The 16,949-nt window shown below is 65.5% G+C and carries 15 protein-coding genes; 12 read left to right on the forward strand and 3 right to left on the reverse strand.

Annotated elements, in window-relative coordinates:
- Positions 1 to 75: 75 nt before the first annotated feature.
- Positions 76 to 1,587, reverse strand: a complete 1,512-nt coding sequence (locus G4G71_RS05900; protein WP_169936081.1) for an HDOD domain-containing protein — start codon at positions 1,585 to 1,587, stop codon at positions 76 to 78.
- A gap of 132 nt (positions 1,588 to 1,719) precedes the next feature.
- On the opposite strand from G4G71_RS05900, the gene motA reads away from it, so the two are divergent.
- Together motA and motB are read left to right on the forward strand one after the other, a co-directional pair.
- Positions 1,720 to 2,571, forward strand: a complete 852-nt coding sequence (motA, locus tag G4G71_RS05905) for a flagellar motor stator protein MotA (RefSeq protein ID WP_088416173.1) — start codon at positions 1,720 to 1,722, stop codon at positions 2,569 to 2,571.
- A 15-nt stretch (positions 2,572 to 2,586) separates the two neighbouring features.
- A complete protein-coding gene (gene motB, locus G4G71_RS05910; RefSeq protein WP_169936083.1) occupies positions 2,587 to 3,654 on the forward strand; it encodes a flagellar motor protein MotB in 1,068 nt (355 codons plus the stop codon).
- 181 nt (positions 3,655 to 3,835) lie between these two features.
- Here motB and rsgA read toward each other — a convergent pair whose 3' ends face one another.
- Positions 3,836 to 4,867 (reverse strand): small ribosomal subunit biogenesis GTPase RsgA, encoded by a 1,032-nt coding sequence (gene rsgA, locus G4G71_RS05915; RefSeq protein ID WP_169936085.1) that lies wholly within the window; start codon positions 4,865 to 4,867, stop codon positions 3,836 to 3,838.
- A gap of 89 nt (positions 4,868 to 4,956) precedes the next feature.
- Between rsgA and orn the strand changes: the two genes are divergently transcribed.
- Entirely contained in the window at positions 4,957 to 5,499 is a 543-nt protein-coding gene (gene orn, locus G4G71_RS05920; protein ID WP_169936087.1) for an oligoribonuclease, read from the forward strand.
- A 105-nt stretch (positions 5,500 to 5,604) separates the two neighbouring features.
- Here the strand turns inward: orn and queG are convergent, their stop codons facing one another.
- Positions 5,605 to 6,666, reverse strand: coding sequence for a tRNA epoxyqueuosine(34) reductase QueG (gene queG, locus G4G71_RS05925; protein ID WP_169936089.1), 1,062 nt, complete (start codon positions 6,664 to 6,666; stop codon positions 5,605 to 5,607).
- 104 nt (positions 6,667 to 6,770) lie between these two features.
- Between queG and G4G71_RS05930 the strand changes: the two genes are divergently transcribed.
- The 9 genes from G4G71_RS05930 (at position 6,771) to hflC (ending at position 16,905) form a co-directional block, all read left to right on the forward strand.
- A complete protein-coding gene (locus G4G71_RS05930) occupies positions 6,771 to 8,267 on the forward strand; it encodes an NAD(P)H-hydrate dehydratase (RefSeq protein WP_169936091.1) in 1,497 nt (498 codons plus the stop codon).
- On the forward strand, positions 8,255 to 8,722 hold the full coding sequence (tsaE, locus tag G4G71_RS05935; protein ID WP_169936093.1) for a tRNA (adenosine(37)-N6)-threonylcarbamoyltransferase complex ATPase subunit type 1 TsaE: 468 nt from the start codon (positions 8,255 to 8,257) through the stop codon (positions 8,720 to 8,722). The genes G4G71_RS05930 and tsaE overlap by 13 nt, the downstream gene beginning before the upstream one ends.
- Before the next feature lie 7 nt (positions 8,723 to 8,729).
- Entirely contained in the window at positions 8,730 to 10,160 is a 1,431-nt protein-coding gene (gene amiB, locus G4G71_RS05940) for an N-acetylmuramoyl-L-alanine amidase AmiB (RefSeq protein ID WP_169936095.1), read from the forward strand.
- Positions 10,157 to 12,058, forward strand: coding sequence for a DNA mismatch repair endonuclease MutL (gene mutL / locus G4G71_RS05945; RefSeq protein WP_169936097.1), 1,902 nt, complete (start codon positions 10,157 to 10,159; stop codon positions 12,056 to 12,058). Before amiB ends, mutL begins: the two co-directional genes overlap by 4 nt.
- Positions 12,059 to 12,136: 78 nt before the next feature.
- Positions 12,137 to 13,099, forward strand: a complete 963-nt coding sequence (miaA, locus tag G4G71_RS05950) for a tRNA (adenosine(37)-N6)-dimethylallyltransferase MiaA (protein WP_169936099.1) — start codon at positions 12,137 to 12,139, stop codon at positions 13,097 to 13,099.
- 106 nt (positions 13,100 to 13,205) lie between these two features.
- Complete coding sequence (hfq, locus tag G4G71_RS05955) at positions 13,206 to 13,454, forward strand: RNA chaperone Hfq (RefSeq protein WP_169936101.1); 249 nt, start codon at positions 13,206 to 13,208, stop codon at positions 13,452 to 13,454.
- 12 nt (positions 13,455 to 13,466) lie between these two features.
- The gene (gene hflX, locus G4G71_RS05960) at positions 13,467 to 14,768 is read left to right on the forward strand and encodes a ribosome rescue GTPase HflX (RefSeq protein ID WP_169936104.1); all 1,302 of its coding nucleotides are present in this window, start codon (positions 13,467 to 13,469) and stop codon (positions 14,766 to 14,768) included.
- 95 nt (positions 14,769 to 14,863) lie between these two features.
- Positions 14,864 to 16,036, forward strand: coding sequence for an FtsH protease activity modulator HflK (hflK, locus tag G4G71_RS05965; RefSeq protein WP_169936106.1), 1,173 nt, complete (start codon positions 14,864 to 14,866; stop codon positions 16,034 to 16,036).
- The gene (gene hflC / locus G4G71_RS05970) at positions 16,036 to 16,905 is read left to right on the forward strand and encodes a protease modulator HflC (protein WP_169936108.1); all 870 of its coding nucleotides are present in this window, start codon (positions 16,036 to 16,038) and stop codon (positions 16,903 to 16,905) included. Before hflK ends, hflC begins: the two co-directional genes overlap by 1 nt.
- Positions 16,906 to 16,949: the final 44 nt, after the last annotated feature.

Consider the following 16,949-nt stretch of genomic DNA (forward strand, 5'->3'; position numbering starts at 1 on the left):
GAGCGCGTGCCCTGGGCTACCCCGTGAGGGCGGTTAGTTTAAAGGGCAGAAGGCGGGGAGCAAACCTTTCCCGGATCACGAGCCCCGCGCCATCTGCTTCACCGCGTGCTCGATGCACTGCACGGTGCGGCCGAAGGCCTGGGCGTGAAGGTCCGCGAGCGGTTGCCCGAGGCGGTCGCAGACCACCAGCATGACCACCCGCACGCCGTTGCCCAGCGAGCGCAGCAGCAGATGCTCGCTGGGGAGCAGCGCCTTCAGCGAGCCGGGAATCAGCGCCGAGAACTCGGCCATGTTGGTCGGGCTCAGGCGCAGTTGTCCGGGTTGTTGCAGGAGTTTGCGCAGCACCGGGCTGGCGGCGACTTCCAGCTTGAAGTCGCCGATCTCGCCGTCCAGGCCGAAGTGCCGGCGCGCCTGCAGCCAACTGCCGCCCTTGTCGGCCAGCAGGATCATTCCGCGTTGCAGCCCGCAGGCCTGCAAGGCAGCCGTGGCGCAGTCGAGCAGTTGTACGGCGTTGCCGAACGGGCTGGGCGTCTGCATCAGGCGGGTGCAGTGCTGGCGCCATTCGGCGAGGGTATCCGGCGCCTTGGCCGGCTCCTCGGCCTTCGGCCCGTTGAGCCAGCGGCGCGCATCCCAGGGCCAGAGCAACGCCTGCGCCGGGTGCCAGAGCAGCGGGCGGGCGTGGCGGCGGGCGCTCTGCGCGGCAAGGCCGTGGACGGTCTGCTGCAATTCTTCCAGCGGCATCTGCAGATAGAGGCTGGTCAGGCGCTGCCAGCGCAGCATGTGCACGCCGCCCCAGGACTGGTGCGCGGCCATGGCGATGCTGTTGGCCAGGAGGATGGTGTTGGCCGGGCGGGTCAGCCAGCGTTGCAGTTCCGGATCGGCGTCCAGGCGCTGCTGCTGGCCCAGCGGCTCGTGTTCGGTGTGGGCGACGTGCAGGGCGCGCACCAGCAGGCGCTTGTCGTCGCTGAGCAGGGCGTAGCCCTGGCCGACCCAGTCCGGCAGCCGCCAGTTGTCGGCCAGTGCGCGACACAAGGGCAACAGGGGAGTGCCGAGCAGCTCCTCTTCGACTTCGCTGCTGCAGCGGCCCAGGCCGTAGACCTGGCGCTGCCAGTTCTCCATCAGCTCCGGCTTCGCGGTGGCCAGTGCCCACAGCGGCGCGAGGGTGAACAGGCTGCCCCAGTGGATTTCCTGCCAGAGCCGCGCCAGGCGGTTGGCGAACAGGCCGCTGGCCTGCTGCATGGCATGGCGGCTGATCAGCAGCAATTGGCTCAGGGCGCGCGGCATCTGCGCCTCGGGCATCGCGGGCAGGCTGTCGAGCAATTGGGTGACGCGAGACAGGCCCAGGCGATTGAGGGCAACCTCCAGGCTTTCCGCCGGATTGTCCCGGGCGCTCTGCGCGCGGTTGGCTTCGCGCAGGATGGCAAAGGCCAGGGTCGGCGCGTCCTGCAGCAGTTCGGCGATATCGCGGATCGAGCGGCGGCTGTCGTTCAGCGCCCGGCGAATGTCATCGCGCTGTTCCAGCGGAACGGGCAAAGGCAGATCTTCCAGCTGGGTTAGCCAGGCCTTGAGACGCTCTGGATGAAGCATTTGCTTTGACATGCGTGAGGCGCCGAACTGGTTTTTAGTGTTTTCGGCCTATAGTCTTGCCCGAAATCTCCGATAACAACAGGGAGGCGGGAATCATGCCTCCTTTCTGTTCACAGTTTCAGTCCGGTCCCCATGGCAAAAATCATCGGCATCATCGTCATTCTGGGTAGCGTGCTCGGCGGCTACATGCTCTCCGGCGGCAAGATCGCGGCCATCATCCAGCCGTTCGAGGTGCTGATCATCGGTGGCGCCGCGCTGGGCGCCTTCCTCCAGGCCAACCCTGGCAGCACCTTCATGACCGTGCTGAAGAAGGCGCCGAAGATGTTCGGCAACCGCTTCACCCATACCTTCTACCTGGAGGTACTGGGCATGCTCTACGAGGTGCTCAACAAGAGCCGCCGCGAAGGCATGATGGCCATCGAAGCCGACGTCGAGGACCCGGCCGCCAGCCCGATCTTCAGCAAGTACCCGGCGGTGCTCAAGGACGAACGCATGACCGCGTACGTCTGCGATTACCTGCGCATCATGTCCTCGGGCAACATGGCGCCCCACGAGCTGGAAGGCCTGTTCGACATGGAACTGGGCAGCCTCAAGGAAGACCTCGAGCACCCCGCCCATGCAGTGACCCGCGTCGCCGACGCCCTGCCGGGCTTCGGTATCGTCGCCGCGGTGCTGGGGATCGTGATCACCATGGCCCTGCTCGGCCAGGGCAGCCAGGCCGAAATCGGCCACCACGTCGCCGCGGCGCTGGTGGGTACCTTCCTCGGTATTCTCGCCGCCTACGGTTTCGTCGGCCCGCTGGCCAACGCCCTGGAACACGACGCCAAGGAAGAGTTGAACCTGTACGAGTCGATCAAGGCTTGCCTGGTGGCATCGGCCTCCGGCATGCCGCCGTCGCTGGCCGTGGAGTTCGGCCGCAAGGTGCTGCTGCCGGCGCACCGTCCGAGCTTCAGCGAGCTGGAGCAGGCCGTTCGCGGTCGCTGATGGGTCGCCTGACGCATGGATAACAATCAGCCGATCATCGTCAAACGCGTCAAGCGCTATGCCGCCGGCCACCATGGCGGTGGCTGGAAGATTGCCTTCGCCGACTTCGCCACCGCCATGATGGCGTTCTTCCTCGTGCTCTGGCTGCTGTCTTCGGCCACGCCGGAGCAGAAGAAGGCCATCTCCGGCTACTTCCAGGACCCCATCGGCTTCACCGAGAGCGCCAGCCCCTACGTCATCGACCTGGGCGGCACGCCGACGCCGGCGCCGGACAAGACGCTGAACCCGCAGATCCAGGCCCAGCCGGACGCCGACGAGACGCGCATCAACCCGGACGAGAACGCCAAGATCAACGAGCAGCAGGCCGAGGATGTCGCCGAGAAGGTCGAGAAGGAGCGCCTGGAGTTGCTGCTGCAGGAACTGCAGAACAAGGTCGACGAGAATCCGACCCTGAAGCGCTTCAAGGACCAGATTCTCTTCGAGATCACCCAGGACGGCCTGCGCATCCAGATCGTCGATTCGGACAACCGGCCGATGTTCGACCTGGGCAGTGCGCGTTTGCAGCCGTACTTCGAGGACATCCTGCTGGCGCTGGCCGAGACCATCAAGCAGGTGCCGAACAAGATCAGCATCAGCGGCCACACCGACGCCAAGCCCTACGCCGGCAATGGCGACTTCGGCAACTGGGAGCTCTCGGCCAACCGCGCCAACGCAGCGCGCCGCGCGCTGGAGGCCGGTGGCTACCCGGAAGACCAGATCGCCCGCGTGGTCGGTTACGCGTCTTCTGCACTGTTCGACCGCGACCAGCCGCTCAACCCGGTGAACCGTCGCATCGACATCATCGTCCTGACCAAGAAGGCCCAGCGCGCCATCGAGGGGCAGGACGGCGGCAGCGACAAGCCTGCCGATGGCGCAGCCCCGGCTGCCCCCGGTGCCGCCACACCGGCAGTGCCCAATGGCGCCCCGGCCACACCAGCGAGCGGGCAGGGCGACCCTGTACCACCGGACCAGCTCAAGCAGAAGCTCAATCTGTTCGACGACGGCGGCACGCTGAAGCTCGATGAGCTGAACAAGCAGCAGTGAGAAACGAAAAAGGCCAGCGGATCAGCTGGCCTTTTTCATTGCTCCGTGCGTACAGGGTTCTTGTAGGAGCGAGCTTGCTCGCGAACCAACGCCGCTGCGGAAGCTGTTCGCGAGCAAGCTCGCTCCTACTGGCTCGTGCAACATCGGTGCGGCGGATAACGCTTGAGGCGTTATCCGCCAATCAATATTCGTCTTCCGGCAGGCTCGCGAGGATGTGCCGGTAGCTGGCCATCCGTTGCGGCGAAATACGCCCGTCTTCCAGCGCCTTGAGCAGCGCGCAGCCCGGCTCACGGTCGTGCTTGCAGTCACGGAAGCGGCAATGGCCAAGCAGGTCGTGGAACTCGATGAAGCCGGCTTCGACATCGTCACGGCTGACATGGCCCAGGCCGAATTCGCGGATGCCGGGAGAGTCGATCAGGTCACCGCCGGCGGGGAAGTGGAACAGCCGCGCGGTGGTGGTGGTGTGGGTGCCCTTGCCGGTGACTTCCGAGAGATCGCCGACGCGAGTGTCGACGCCGGGCAGCAGCGCGTTGACCAGCGACGACTTGCCCACGCCCGACTGGCCGACGAACACGCTGACATGCTCGTTCAGCGCCGCGCGCAGGGCGTCCAGTGCCAGGCCGTTGGCGGCCGAGACTTCCAGCAGCGGGTAGCCCAGTTCGCGGTAGGTGCCCAGCAGCGAATCGAGGAAGGGGGCGTTCTCGTCGTCGATCAGGTCGGCCTTGTTCAGCAGCAGCAGCGGCTTGATGCCGGCGTGCTCGGCGGCCACCAGGTAGCGGTCGATCAGGTTGGCGTGGGGTTCCGGGCGTGGCGCGAAGACGATCACGATGCGGTCGACGTTGGCCGCCACCGGCTTCAGCACGCCGCGCATGTCGGGGCGGCGCAGCTCGGACGTTCGCGGCAATTGCGCGACGATCACCCCGATTCCCTGGTTGCCGGGACGCCAGACCACCTGGTCGCCGGTCACCAGCGGGGGCAGGTTGGCGCGCAGGTGGCAGCGGAATACCTGGCCGGCGGCGTCGCCGTCCTGGGCCTCGACTTCCACCTGCACCCCGAAGTGGGCAATCACCTGGCCGGTCTGCTCCGGGCCGAGGTCGCCGCCTTCCAGTTCTTCCAGGGCACGCGACTCGCGCTTCGCCGCGCGCGAAGCGCGTTCTTCCTGGACTTTTTCGATCCGCCAGCTCTGCCGGCGGGTGAGATGACGCTTGGCCATAGGGTATCCACAGGGAAAATCGCGCCGCAGTTTAGCATGCGCAGGCCCGCTTCCCGCTAAACTAGAGGGCTGAGCTGAGGAGCCCCATCATGCAGAACCCGCAGAACCTGATCTGGATCGACCTGGAAATGACCGGGCTGGACCCGGACAAGGACGTCATCATCGAGATGGCGACCATCGTCACCGACAGCGACCTGAACATCCTCGAGGAAGGCCCGGTGGTCGCCGTGCACCAGAGCGAAGAGCTGCTCGCCGGCATGGACGAGTGGAACACCCGCCAGCACGGTCAGTCCGGCCTGACCCAGCGCGTGCGTGAAAGCACCATCTCGGCGGCCGAAGCCGAGGCGATGACCATCGCCTTCCTGGAAAAGTGGGTGCCCAAGCGCAGCTCGCCGATCTGCGGCAACAGCATCTGCCAGGATCGCCGCTTCCTCTACCGCCACATGCCGAAGCTGGAAGGCTACTTCCACTACCGCAACCTGGACGTCTCCACCCTCAAGGAACTGGCCGCGCGCTGGGCCCCGTCGGTGCGCGACGGCTTCAAGAAGGGCAACACCCACCTGGCCCTGGACGACATCCGCGAGTCGATCGCCGAGCTGCGCTACTACCGCGAGCACTTCATCAAAGTCTGAGCCGCTGGCTCTTTGTAGGAGCGAGCTTGCTCGCGAACCCAGCCCCGCGACAAAAGGTGTTCGCGAGCAAGAGCTAGGCGTCCCCCTCGCTCCTACAGGAAAGCTTCAGGCGCCGTGCCGGCCCAGCGCCCACTCCACATGCTCGCGCACCAGTTCCGACGGGAACTCCCTCCGCGCGCGCAGCGCCTCGATCACCGGGATGGTCGATGGCGCGTTGCCCAGGCCCACGGCCAGGTTGCGCAGCCAGCGTTCGTAACCGGCGCGCCTAAGCGGCGAGCCCTCGGTACGGCTGAGAAATTCTTCCTCCGTCCACAGGAACAGCTCCGCCAGCGCGGCGTTGTCCAGGCTGTGGCGCGGCTGGAAGTCGCCCTGGTCGGTGGCGCGGGCGAAGCGGTTCCACGGACAGACCATCTGGCAGTCGTCGCAGCCGAACACGCGGTTGCCGATGAGCGGGCGCAGGTCCACGGGAATCGGGCCTTTCAGCTCGATGGTCAGGTAGGAGATGCAGCGCCGCGCATCCAGTACATAGGGCGCGACGAAGGCTGCGGTGGGGCAGATGTCCATGCAGGCCGTGCAGCGCCCGCAGTGCTCCGTGCCGTGCGGCTCGTCCACCGGCAGCGGCAGGTCGGTGAACAGCTCGCCGAGGAAAAAGTAGCTGCCGGCCTTGCGGTTGAGCACCAGGGTGTTCTTGCCGATCCAGCCCAGCCCGGATTGCTCGGCGATGGCCTTCTCCAGCACCGGCGCGCTGTCGACGAAGGCGCGGAAGCCGAACGGCCCGACCTGTTGCTGGATGCGCTCGGCCAGTTGCTGCAGGCGCTTGCGGATCAGCTTGTGGTAGTCGCGGCCCAGGGCGTAGCGCGAGACATAGGCCTTCTCCGGATCGGCCAGCACCTGCGCCATACGGGTGTCGCCGGGCAGATAGTCCATGCGTAGCGAAACCACCCGCAGTGTGCCGGGCACCAGTTCGTCCGGCCGCCAGCGCTTGCTGCCGTGGGCGCCCATGTAGTCCATCTCGCCGTGATAGCCCGCTTCCAGCCAGCGCTGCAGGTGTTCACCGTGGACCTCCAGGTCCAGCCCGCTGATGCCGACCTGCTGGAAGCCGAGTTCGCGCCCCCAATCCTTGATGGAGCGGGCGAGGTCGGCGTAATCGAGCGTTGAATCGTGCATGGAAGGCGGGAAACCGAAGTCCGGGTGCGTATAATTCTGCCAGACCTTGCCGGCGTCGGCCCGTCCGTACGCCAAGGCGACACATTCTGCCGCCCGGAACAGCGATGACTGCCCACGACGATCTGCCCCTGAATCTCTACAGCGCCCAGCAGGTGCGCGACCTCGACGCGCGCCTGATCGCCGCCGGCACGCCCGGCTTCGAGCTGATGCGCCGCGCCGCCCACGCTGCCTGGCGCGCGCTGCGCCGCCAATGGCCGGATGCCGGCGAGATCACCGTGCTGGCCGGCCACGGAAACAACGCTGGCGACGGCTACCTGATCGCAGCCCTGGCCCTGCGCGCCGGTTGGCGCGTGCGCGTGCTGGCGGTGGGAGATGCCTCCCGTCTCTCTGGCGATGCCGCCTCGGCCCATGGCGAGGCGCGCGCGGTCGGCGTGGATATCGAAGCCTGGAGCGACCGCGCCGAGTTGCGTGGCGTGCTGGTGGATGCGTTGCTGGGTACCGGCCTTGGCGGCGAGGTGCGCGAACCTTATGCCTCGGCCATCGCGGCGATCAACGCCAGCAGCCTGCCGGTCCTGGCCGTGGACATCCCTTCCGGCCTCAGCACGGATACCGGGCAAGTGTTGGGCTGTGCGGTAGACGCCGACCTGACCGTGACATTCATTGGCCTCAAGCTCGGCCTGTTCACCGCCCAGGGGCCCGACCAGTGCGGCGAACTGGTTTTCGACGGGCTCGATGCCGATCCTGCGCTGCTTCCCGAAAGTAGCCTGGCGCGCCGGCTCGCTCCGGCTTCCCTGTCTCTTCTCGCCACGCGCCCGAAGGCCGCGCACAAAGGCCTGTTCGGCCATGTGCTGGTGGTTGGCGGCGATACCGGCATGGGCGGCGCCGTGCTGCTGGCAGCAGAGAGTGCGCTGCGCTGTGGCGCCGGGCTGGTTTCCCTGGCGACCCGCGTGGCTCACGTGCCCGCTGCGCTGGCTCGTCGCCCCGAACTGATGGCGCGCGGCGTCTCGTCTTCCGCAGAGTTGCTGCGCCTCGCCGAGCGCGCCGATGTGCTGGTGATCGGCCCCGGTGTCGGCCGTGATGCCTGGGGGCGCTTACTGGTCAGCGCCGCAGCGAGCCTGGAGCGCCGACAGGTGTGGGACGCCGATGCGCTCAACCTCTTGGCCGAAGGACGGGTGGCTCGCCCGTCCGGCGACTGGGTGATCACTCCCCATCCCGCCGAAGCGGCGCGCCTGCTGGGTATCTCCACCGCGGAGGTTCAGGCTGACCGCCCCAGGGCTGCTCTTGCACTGGCGCAGCGCTATCAGGCTGTGGTCGTGCTCAAGGGTGTCGGCAGCCTGATCGCGTCCCCGGATGGCCGGCTCGCGCTGTGCGATCACGGTCATCCAGCCATGGCGGGTGCCGGGCTGGGTGACGTGCTTTCCGGCATCCTCGGTGGGCTGCTGGCGCAGGGGCTGCCTGCATTCGATGCCGCTTGCCTGGCGGTCTGGCTGCACGCGCGCGCCGGCGAGTCGCTCGGCGCGCAAGGTCGCGGCCTGGCTGCCGCCGATCTGATTCCTGCCGTTCGTCAGTTGCTCGAGGAGTTGTGCCCATGCCTGAACTGAATCTGTTCGCCGACGGCGAAGAGGCCATGGTCGACCTTGGTCGGCGGATTGCCGAAGCGACCGGTGGGCACGGGGTCATCTACCTGCACGGCGACCTGGGGGCAGGCAAGACCACGCTGTCGCGCGGCATTCTGCGGGGATTGGGCCATGGCGGATCGGTAAAAAGTCCGACCTTTACCCTGGTCGAACCCTACGAAATCGGCGATCTGCGCGCTTTCCACTTCGACCTCTACCGCCTCGCCGATCCGGAGGAACTGGAGTTCCTCGGCATCCGCGACTACTTCGAGGGCGACGCTTTGTGCCTGATCGAGTGGGCGGAGCGTGGCAAAGGCATTTTGCCAAAGGCCGACATGGACATTACCATTGATCCGCATGCGGGCGGACGCATGCTGCGCTTCGACCCGCACGGAACACGGGGCGAAGCCTGGTGTGCCGCCCTGGCCACGGGAGCATAGAAAAAAGATGGGTTGGGGGTTGCGCCTTCGGGCGTTGTTTATCGGGGTGTCCGTTCTGCTGGCATTCGTTGCCGGCGAGGTTTCTGCCGCCACGCAAATCAAGAGCGTGCGCATCTGGCGCGCGCCGGACAACACACGCCTGGTGTTCGATCTGTCCGGCCCCGTGCAGCACAGTCTGTTCACCCTGAGTGCGCCCAACCGCATCGTCGTCGACATCAACGGCGCACAGATGTCCGCCGCCCTCGACAAGCTCAAGCTGAACAACACGCCGATCACCGCGATGCGCTCTGCCCAGCGCTCGCCCACCGACCTGCGCCTGGTGCTGGACCTGAAAAATCAGGTCACGCCCAAGAGCTTCGTGCTGCCGCCGAACCAGCAGTACGGCAACCGCTTGGTCGTCGACCTCTATGACCAGGGCGCCGATATCGCCCCGGACGTGCCCGCGACGCCGACGCCCAGCGTGCCCGCCACGCCGGTCAGCCCCGCCCAGTCGGTGGCCAAGATTCCCGCGCCCAGCAGCGGCGGCAAGCGCGACGTGGTGATCGCCATCGACGCCGGTCACGGCGGTGAAGATCCTGGTGCCCTCGGCCCGAATGGTCTGCACGAGAAGAACATCACCCTGTCGATCGCCCGCGAACTGCAGCGGCAGATCAACCAGATGAAAGGCTTCCGCGCGGAACTGACGCGCACCGGCGACTACTTCATCCCGCTGCGCAACCGCACCGTGATCGCCCGCAAGAAGGGCGCGGACCTGTTTGTTTCGATCCACGCCGACGCCGCGCCCAGCCGCAGCGCCTTCGGTGCCTCGGTGTTCGCCCTGTCCGACCGCGGCGCCACCTCCGAGACCGCGCGCTGGCTGGCCGACACGGAAAACCGCTCCGACCTCATCGGCGGTGACGGTGGCGTGAACCTCGACGACAAGGACAAGATGCTCGCTGGCGTGCTGCTCGACCTGTCGATGACCGCCACCATGTCTTCCAGCCTGGACGTCGGCCACAAGGTGCTGACCAGCGTCGGCCGCGTCACCCCGCTGCACAAGCGCCGCGTGGAACAGGCCGGCTTCATGGTGCTGAAGTCCCCGGACATTCCGTCGATCCTGGTGGAAACCGGGTTCATCTCCAACCCGAACGAATCGGCCAAGCTGGCCAGCGGCTCGCACCAGCAGGCCCTGGCGCGCTCCATCGCTGCCGGTGTGCGTCAGTACTTCGTGCAGACCCCGCCGCCGGGCACCTATATCGCTTCGTTGCGCGACGGTGGCCAGTTGGCTTCCGGTCCGCGTGAGTACGTCGTGCGCAGCGGCGACAGCCTGGCGATGGTTGCCAGCCGCTTCGATGTCAGCACGTCCTCGATCCGCAGCGCCAACTCGCTCAAGAGCGACGAGCTGAAGATTGGCCAGGTGCTGAAGATTCCGGGCACCTCTCTGGCGTCGCAGCAATGAGTGACGTTCGCCGAATCCAGCTGCTGACTCCGCGGCTGGCGAACCAGATCGCTGCCGGCGAAGTGGTCGAACGACCGGCCTCGGTCATCAAGGAACTGTTGGAAAACTGCCTGGACGCCGGTGCCAAGCGCATCGACGTCGAAGTCGAGCAGGGCGGCGTCAAGCTGCTGCGTGTGCGCGACGATGGCAGCGGCATTCCCGCCGACGACCTGCCGCTGGCACTGGCGCGCCACGCCACCAGCAAGATCCGCGAGCTGGAAGACCTGGAGCGGGTAATGAGCCTGGGCTTCCGCGGCGAAGCGCTGGCCTCGATCAGCTCTGTCTCGCGCCTGACTCTGACGTCCCGCACCGCCGATGCCGAGCAGGCCTGGCAGGTGGAGGTCGAAGGCCGCGACATGGAGTCTACCGTGAAGCCGGCGGCCCACCCGGTGGGCACCAGCATCGAAGTGCGCGACCTGTTCTTCAACACCCCGGCGCGACGCAAGTTCCTGCGCGCCGAGAAGACTGAATTCGATCACCTGCAGGAAGTCATCAAGCGTCTGGCGCTGGCGCGATTCGACGTGGCATTCCACCTGCGCCACAACGGCAAGACCATCCTCTCGCTGCATGAAGCGAAGGACGAAGCCTCCCGCGCCCGCCGCGTCGGCGCCGTGTGCAGCGCTGGTTTCCTTGAGCAGGCCCTGCCCATCGAAGTGGAGCGCAACGGCCTGCACCTATGGGGCTGGGTCGGTCTGCCGACCTTCTCGCGCAGCCAGCCGGACCTGCAGTACTTCTACGTGAACGGCCGCATGGTGCGCGACAAGCTGGTCGCCCACGCTGTGCGCCAGGCCTATCGCGATGTGCTGTACAACGGCCGGCATCCGACCTTCGTGCTGTTCTTCGAGGTCGATCCCGCGGTGGTGGACGTCAACGTCCACCCGACCAAGCACGAAGTGCGCTTCCGCGACAGCCGCATGGTCCATGACTTCCTCTACGGCACCCTGCACAGGGCGCTGGCGGAAGTGCGCCCGGACGACCAGTTGGCTCCGCCAGGCGCCACCACCCTGACTGCGCCACGTCCCACGGGTGCGGAAGCCGGCGAGTTCGGCCCGCAAGGCGAGATGCGCCTGTCCGAGACAGTGCTGGAGGCTCCGGCCGCCGCGCGTGCCTGGCAGCCGAGCCCGTCTTCCGGCGGATCCGGTGGCGGTGGCTACAGCTACCAGCCGACGCGCCCGGAAATGCCGCCGATCCAGGAGGCCCAGGGCGCCTACAAGGCTTACTTTGCGCCGCTGCCTGACCAGGTGCCGCAAGCGCTGCCGGAAAGCAGCCAGGATGTGCCGCCGCTGGGCTATGCCCTGGCACAGCTCAAGGGCATCTATATCCTCTCGGAGAATGCCCACGGCCTGGTGCTGGTGGATATGCACGCCGCCCACGAACGCATCATGTACGAGCGCCTGAAGACCGCCATGGCCAGTGAAGGCCTGCGTGGTCAGCCGCTGCTGGTGCCGGAGTCCATCGCCGTCAGCGAACGCGAGGCGGACTGCGCCGAAGAGCATGGCAGCTGGTTCTCCAAACTGGGCTTCGAATTGCAGCGGCTCGGCCCGGAAACCCTGGCGATCCGCCAGATTCCCGCGCTGCTCAAGCAGGCCGAGGCGACGCAGTTGGTGCGCGACGTACTTGCCGACCTGCTGGAGTACGGCACCAGCGACCGTATCCAGGCACACCTCAACGAGCTGCTTGGCACCATGGCCTGCCACGGCGCCGTGCGCGCCAATCGCCGCCTGACGCTGCCGGAGATGAACGGCCTGCTGCGCGACATGGAAGTGACCGAGCGCAGCGGCCAGTGCAACCACGGTCGGCCGACCTGGACACAACTGGGGCTCGACGAGCTGGATAAGCTGTTCCTGCGCGGACGTTGATTTCCGTAAGGTTGCGTTCAGGAAAGTGCAGTAAACTGCGCGCCAATCGATTCAGCAGTGCGCAATAACGAGCTCCCGATGTCCTTGCCTCCCGCCATTTTCCTCATGGGCCCCACCGCTGCCGGCAAGACCGACCTGGCGCTGGAACTGGCGCGTCTGCTGCCGGTGGAGCTGGTCAGCGTGGATTCTGCGCTGATCTACCGTGGCATGGACATTGGCACCGCCAAGCCTTCTCGTGACGTGTTGGCCGAGTTCCCGCATCGCCTGATCGACATCCGTGACCCCAGCGAGGCCTATTCGGCTGCGGAGTTCCGCACTGACGCCCTGGCAGCGATGGCCGAAATCACCGCGGCCGGAAAGATCCCGCTGCTGGTCGGCGGCACCATGTTGTATTTCAAGGCGTTGCTGGAAGGCCTGGCCGATATGCCCAGTGCCGACCCCGTCGTCCGTGCCGAGCTGGAAGCCTGGGCCGCCGCCGAAGGCTGGGGCGCCCTGCACGCGGAGCTTGCTCGCGTCGACCCGGAGTCGGCCGCGCGCATCCACCCCAACGACCCCCAGCGACTCGTCCGTGCCCTCGAAGTCTTTCGCGTCAGCGGTATGTCAATGACTGCACACCGCCTGCGCCAGGCGAGTGAAAATGCGGGTCTTGGCGCGCAAGGCGGTGGACAATTACCGTATACTGTGGCTCACCTGGCGATCGCGCCTCTGCAGCGCCAGGTGTTGCACGAGCGTATCGCGCAACGTTTTGACCAGATGCTGGAACAGGGCTTCATCGCCGAGGTCGAACGCCTTCGCGCAAGGAGTGACTTGCACGTGGGGCTACCGTCCATAAGAGCGGTGGGTTACCGACAGGTATGGGATTACCTCGAGGGCAAACTGTCCTACGCTGAGATGGTGGAGCGCGGCGTCATCGCCACGCGGCAGCTGGCCAAGCGCCAGTTCACCTGGCTCCGCAGCTGGAGCGATCTACACTGGTTGGACAGTCAGGCAAGCGACAATTTGCCGCGTGCCTTGAAATGCTTTGAGGCGGTCTCCATATAGGTTCGAGACCTTAATTCCGGCCGTCTATCCTTGGGGTTCAGGACGGCGTTAAGCCAAATTCGACTACTACTAAATCAGTTATTTACCCTTACAAGGAGTGCGGCATATGTCAAAAGGGCATTCGCTACAAGACCCTTACCTCAATACCCTGCGCAAAGAACGCGTTCCGGTTTCCATCTACCTGGTCAACGGCATCAAGCTGCAGGGTCAGATCGAATCCTTCGACCAGTTCGTCATCCTGCTGAAGAACACTGTCAGCCAGATGGTCTACAAACACGCCATTTCCACCGTGGTCCCCAGTCGCCCTGTGCGCCTGCCCACAGCGGACCAACCGGCCGAGCCGGGCAACGTTTGACGGGAGTCCGCCTTGTTCTTTGAGCGCCCGGGTGGTGGGGAACGGGCCATTCTGGTCCATCTGGAAGGTCAGGACCCCGAGGCGCGTGAAGACCCGCAGGAATTTCAGGAGCTGGCCCGTTCGGCAGGCGCGGAATCGGTTGCTTTCGTCAGCATTTCGCGCCATCAGCCCTCAGCCAAGTACCTGATCGGCAGCGGCAAGGTCGAAGAGTTGCACGACCTCGTCCACGCCGAGAAGGTCGAGCTGATCATCTTCAATCACACCCTTACGCCGAGCCAGGAGCGCAACCTCGAGCGAGCGCTCGAATGTCGCGTGCTCGACCGTACGGGGCTGATCCTCGACATCTTCGCCCAGCGCGCTCGTACCCACGAGGGCAAGCTGCAGGTGGAGCTCGCCCAGCTCGAGCACATGAGCACTCGCCTGGTCCGTGGCTGGACTCACCTTGAGCGCCAGAAGGGCGGTATCGGTCTGCGTGGTCCGGGTGAAACCCAGCTGGAAACCGACCGTCGCCTGCTGCGTGGACGGATCCGCCAGATCAAGTCTCGTCTCGAAAAGGTCCGCAGCCAGCGCGAGCAGGCTCGTCGTGGCCGTCGCCGCGCGGAGATTCCGGCGGTGTCCCTGGTGGGCTACACCAACGCCGGCAAATCCACACTGTTCAACGCGTTGACCACTTCCGAGGTCTATGCCGCCGACCAGTTGTTCGCCACGCTCGATCCGACCCTGCGCCGTCTGGAGCTCAATGACGTCGGGCCGATCGTGCTCGCCGACACCGTGGGCTTCATTCGTCACCTGCCGCACAAGCTGGTAGAGGCGTTTCGAGCTACCTTGGAAGAGTCCAGCAACTCCGATCTGCTGCTGCATGTGATCGACTCCCACGAGCCGGATCGCGATGCGCAGATCGAACAGGTGCTGGCGGTGCTGAAAGAGATCGGTGCGAACGAGTTGCCGATGCTCGAGGTGTACAACAAGATTGACCTGCTGCCGGACTTGCAGCCGATGATCCAGCGCGACGAGCTGGGCAAGCCGGTCCGTGTCTGGCTGTCTGCTCGGGAATCGCGCGGGCTGGAGTTGCTGGAGCAGGCGGTCGCCGAGTTGCTGGGGGAGGACATGTTCGTTGGAACGCTCTGCCTGCCACAGCGCCTGGGACGACTCCGGGCTCAGTTCTTCGAGCTGGGTGCTGTACAGTCGGAGAATCACGACGAACAAGGACGCGCCGTTTTGCAGGTTCGCCTGCCGCGTGTCGAGTTGAACCGCATGGTGAGCCGCGAAGGCTGGCAGCCGTCGGAGTTCATTGCGCAACACACTTTGCAATAAAGCCCGGCACACTGCTTTTGGCAGCGCAAGGGGCATTCGGTAGCATAGGTGGGCGCGCCGTAGGCGCGTTTTCGCGTTATCAGATGGAGAGCGCTATGGCTTGGAATGAGCCGGGTGACAACTCGAACAAGAACGACCAGGACCCCTGGGGTGGACGCCGTGGTGGTGGTCGCCAGGGTCCTCCTGATCTGGATGAGGCCTTCCGCAAGCTGCAAGACAGCCTGAACGGAATTTTTGGCAAACCCAAGCGCGGCAGTGGTTCGGGCGGTGGCGGCGGTGGTCGGGGCGGTAGCCTCGGTCTGTTCGGTATCGGCCTGGCAATCCTCGCCGTGCTGTGGCTGTACAACGCCATTTACGTGGTGGACGAACAGGAGCAGGCGGTGATCCTGCGCTTCGGTGAATACCACGAGACCGTGGGCCCCGGCCTGAACATCTACTTCCCACCGATCGACAAGAAGTTCCAGGAGAACGTCACCCGCGAGCGTGCCTACAGCAAGCAGGGTCAGATGCTCACCGAGGACGAGAACATCGTCGAGGTTCCGCTGACCGTGCAGTACAAGGTCAGCAACCTGAAGGACTTCGTGCTCAACGTCGACCAGCCGGAAGTGAGCCTGCAGCACGCCACCGAAAGTGCTCTGCGCCATGTGGCCGGCTCCACCACCATGGACAAGATCCTCACCGAGGGCCGTGAACAGATGGCCACCGAGGTGCGTGATCGCCTGCAGCGTTTCCTCGATACCTACAAGACCGGTATCACGGTGACTCAGGTGAACATCCAGAGCGCCGCCGCGCCTCGTGAAGTACAGGAAGCGTTCGACGACGTGATCCGTGCCCGCGAGGACGAGCAGCGTGAGAAGAACCAGGCCGAAGCCTACGCCAACGGCGTGGTGCCCGAAGCCCGTGGCCAGGCCCAGCGCATCATCGAGGAAGCCAACGGTTACCGCGATGAAGTGGTGTCCCGCGCCCAGGGTGAGGCAGACCGCTTCACCAAGTTGGCCGGCGAATACCACAAGGCGCCGGACGTCACCCGTCAGCGTCTGTATCTGGACACCATGCAGGACGTCCTGAGCCAGAGCAGCAAGGTGCTGGTCACCGGGAAGCAAGGGCAGAACAACCTGATCTACCTGCCGCTGGACAAGATGATGGACGGCCGTGGTTCGGCAGCTCCGAGCGCCGCGCCCAGCGCGAGCAGCAGCACGCCGGATATCGGTTCGCGGGTCGCCAGCGACCTGCAGCAGCGTGACACGCGCACCCGGGAGAGCCGCTGATGAGTAACAAGTCCCTGATTGCCCTCATCGCGGGTGTGGTGGTTGCTGTTGCCGTCTGGAGCAGCGTCTACGTGGTGCAACAGACCGAGCGCGCCGTCATGCTGCGCTTCGGTCGCGTGGTCGAGCCGGACGTGAAGCCCGGCCTGCACTTCAAGATTCCGTACGTCAACACGGTGCGCAAGTTCGACGGCCGCCTGCTGACCCTGGACTCGCCGACCCAGCGCTTCCTGACGCTGGAGAAGAAAGCGGTGATGGTCGACGCCTACGCCAAGTGGCGCGTCTCCGATGCCGAGCGCTTCTACACCGCGACTTCCGGCATGAAGCAGATCGCCGACGAGCGTCTGTCCCGCCGTCTGGAAGCCGGCCTGCGTGACCAGTTCGGCAAGCGCACCCTGCACGAAGTAGTGTCGGGTGAGCGTGATGCGCTGATGGGCGATATCACCGCTTCGCTGAACCGCATGGCACAGAAGGAGCTGGGTATCGAAGTGGTCGACGTTCGCGTCAAGGCCATCGACCTGCCCAAGGAAGTGAACCGTAGCGTGTTCGAGCGCATGAGCACCGAGCGTGAGCGGGAAGCCCGCGAGCACCGCGCCAAGGGTCGCGAACTGGCTGAAGGTATCCGCGCAGATGCCGACCGTCAGCGTCGTGTGCTGCTGGCCGAGGCCTATCGCGAATCGGAAGAAACCCGTGGTGACGGTGATGCCAAGGCGTCGGCGATCTACGCCAAGGCCTACTCTGCCGATCCGGAGTTCTATGCCTTCACTCGCAGCCTCAAGGCTTACCGCGAGAGCTTTGCCGACAAGAAGGACGTGCTGGTGCTCGATCCGAGCAACGAGTTCTTCCGCTATCTGGAAAAAGCTAAACCGTAAGTCAAAGTCTCCGGCGGGCGGCAGCGCCCGTCGGAGAAATCGTG

This window comes from Pseudomonas multiresinivorans (assembly GCF_012971725.1).
Taxonomy (GTDB): Bacteria; Pseudomonadota; Gammaproteobacteria; order Pseudomonadales; family Pseudomonadaceae; genus Pseudomonas; species Pseudomonas multiresinivorans.

Bases quoted from the DNA above. Each gene is read 5' to 3' on its own strand.
- G4G71_RS05900 (WP_169936081.1), bottom strand. From the start codon at position 1,587: ATGCTTCATCCAGAGCGTCTCAAGGCCTGGCTAACCCAGCTGGAAGAT.
- motA (WP_088416173.1), top strand. From the start codon at position 1,720: ATGGCAAAAATCATCGGCATCATCGTCATTCTGGGTAGCGTGCTCGGC.
- motB (WP_169936083.1), top strand. From the start codon at position 2,587: ATGGATAACAATCAGCCGATCATCGTCAAACGCGTCAAGCGCTATGCC.
- rsgA (WP_169936085.1), bottom strand. From the start codon at position 4,867: ATGGCCAAGCGTCATCTCACCCGCCGGCAGAGCTGGCGGATCGAAAAA.
- orn (WP_169936087.1), top strand. From the start codon at position 4,957: ATGCAGAACCCGCAGAACCTGATCTGGATCGACCTGGAAATGACCGGG.
- queG (WP_169936089.1), bottom strand. From the start codon at position 6,666: ATGCACGATTCAACGCTCGATTACGCCGACCTCGCCCGCTCCATCAAG.
- G4G71_RS05930 (WP_169936091.1), top strand. From the start codon at position 6,771: ATGACTGCCCACGACGATCTGCCCCTGAATCTCTACAGCGCCCAGCAG.
- tsaE (WP_169936093.1), top strand. From the start codon at position 8,255: ATGCCTGAACTGAATCTGTTCGCCGACGGCGAAGAGGCCATGGTCGAC.
- amiB (WP_169936095.1), top strand. From the start codon at position 8,730: ATGGGTTGGGGGTTGCGCCTTCGGGCGTTGTTTATCGGGGTGTCCGTT.
- mutL (WP_169936097.1), top strand. From the start codon at position 10,157: ATGAGTGACGTTCGCCGAATCCAGCTGCTGACTCCGCGGCTGGCGAAC.
- miaA (WP_169936099.1), top strand. From the start codon at position 12,137: ATGTCCTTGCCTCCCGCCATTTTCCTCATGGGCCCCACCGCTGCCGGC.
- hfq (WP_169936101.1), top strand. From the start codon at position 13,206: ATGTCAAAAGGGCATTCGCTACAAGACCCTTACCTCAATACCCTGCGC.
- hflK (WP_169936106.1), top strand. From the start codon at position 14,864: ATGGCTTGGAATGAGCCGGGTGACAACTCGAACAAGAACGACCAGGAC.
- hflC (WP_169936108.1), top strand. From the start codon at position 16,036: ATGAGTAACAAGTCCCTGATTGCCCTCATCGCGGGTGTGGTGGTTGCT.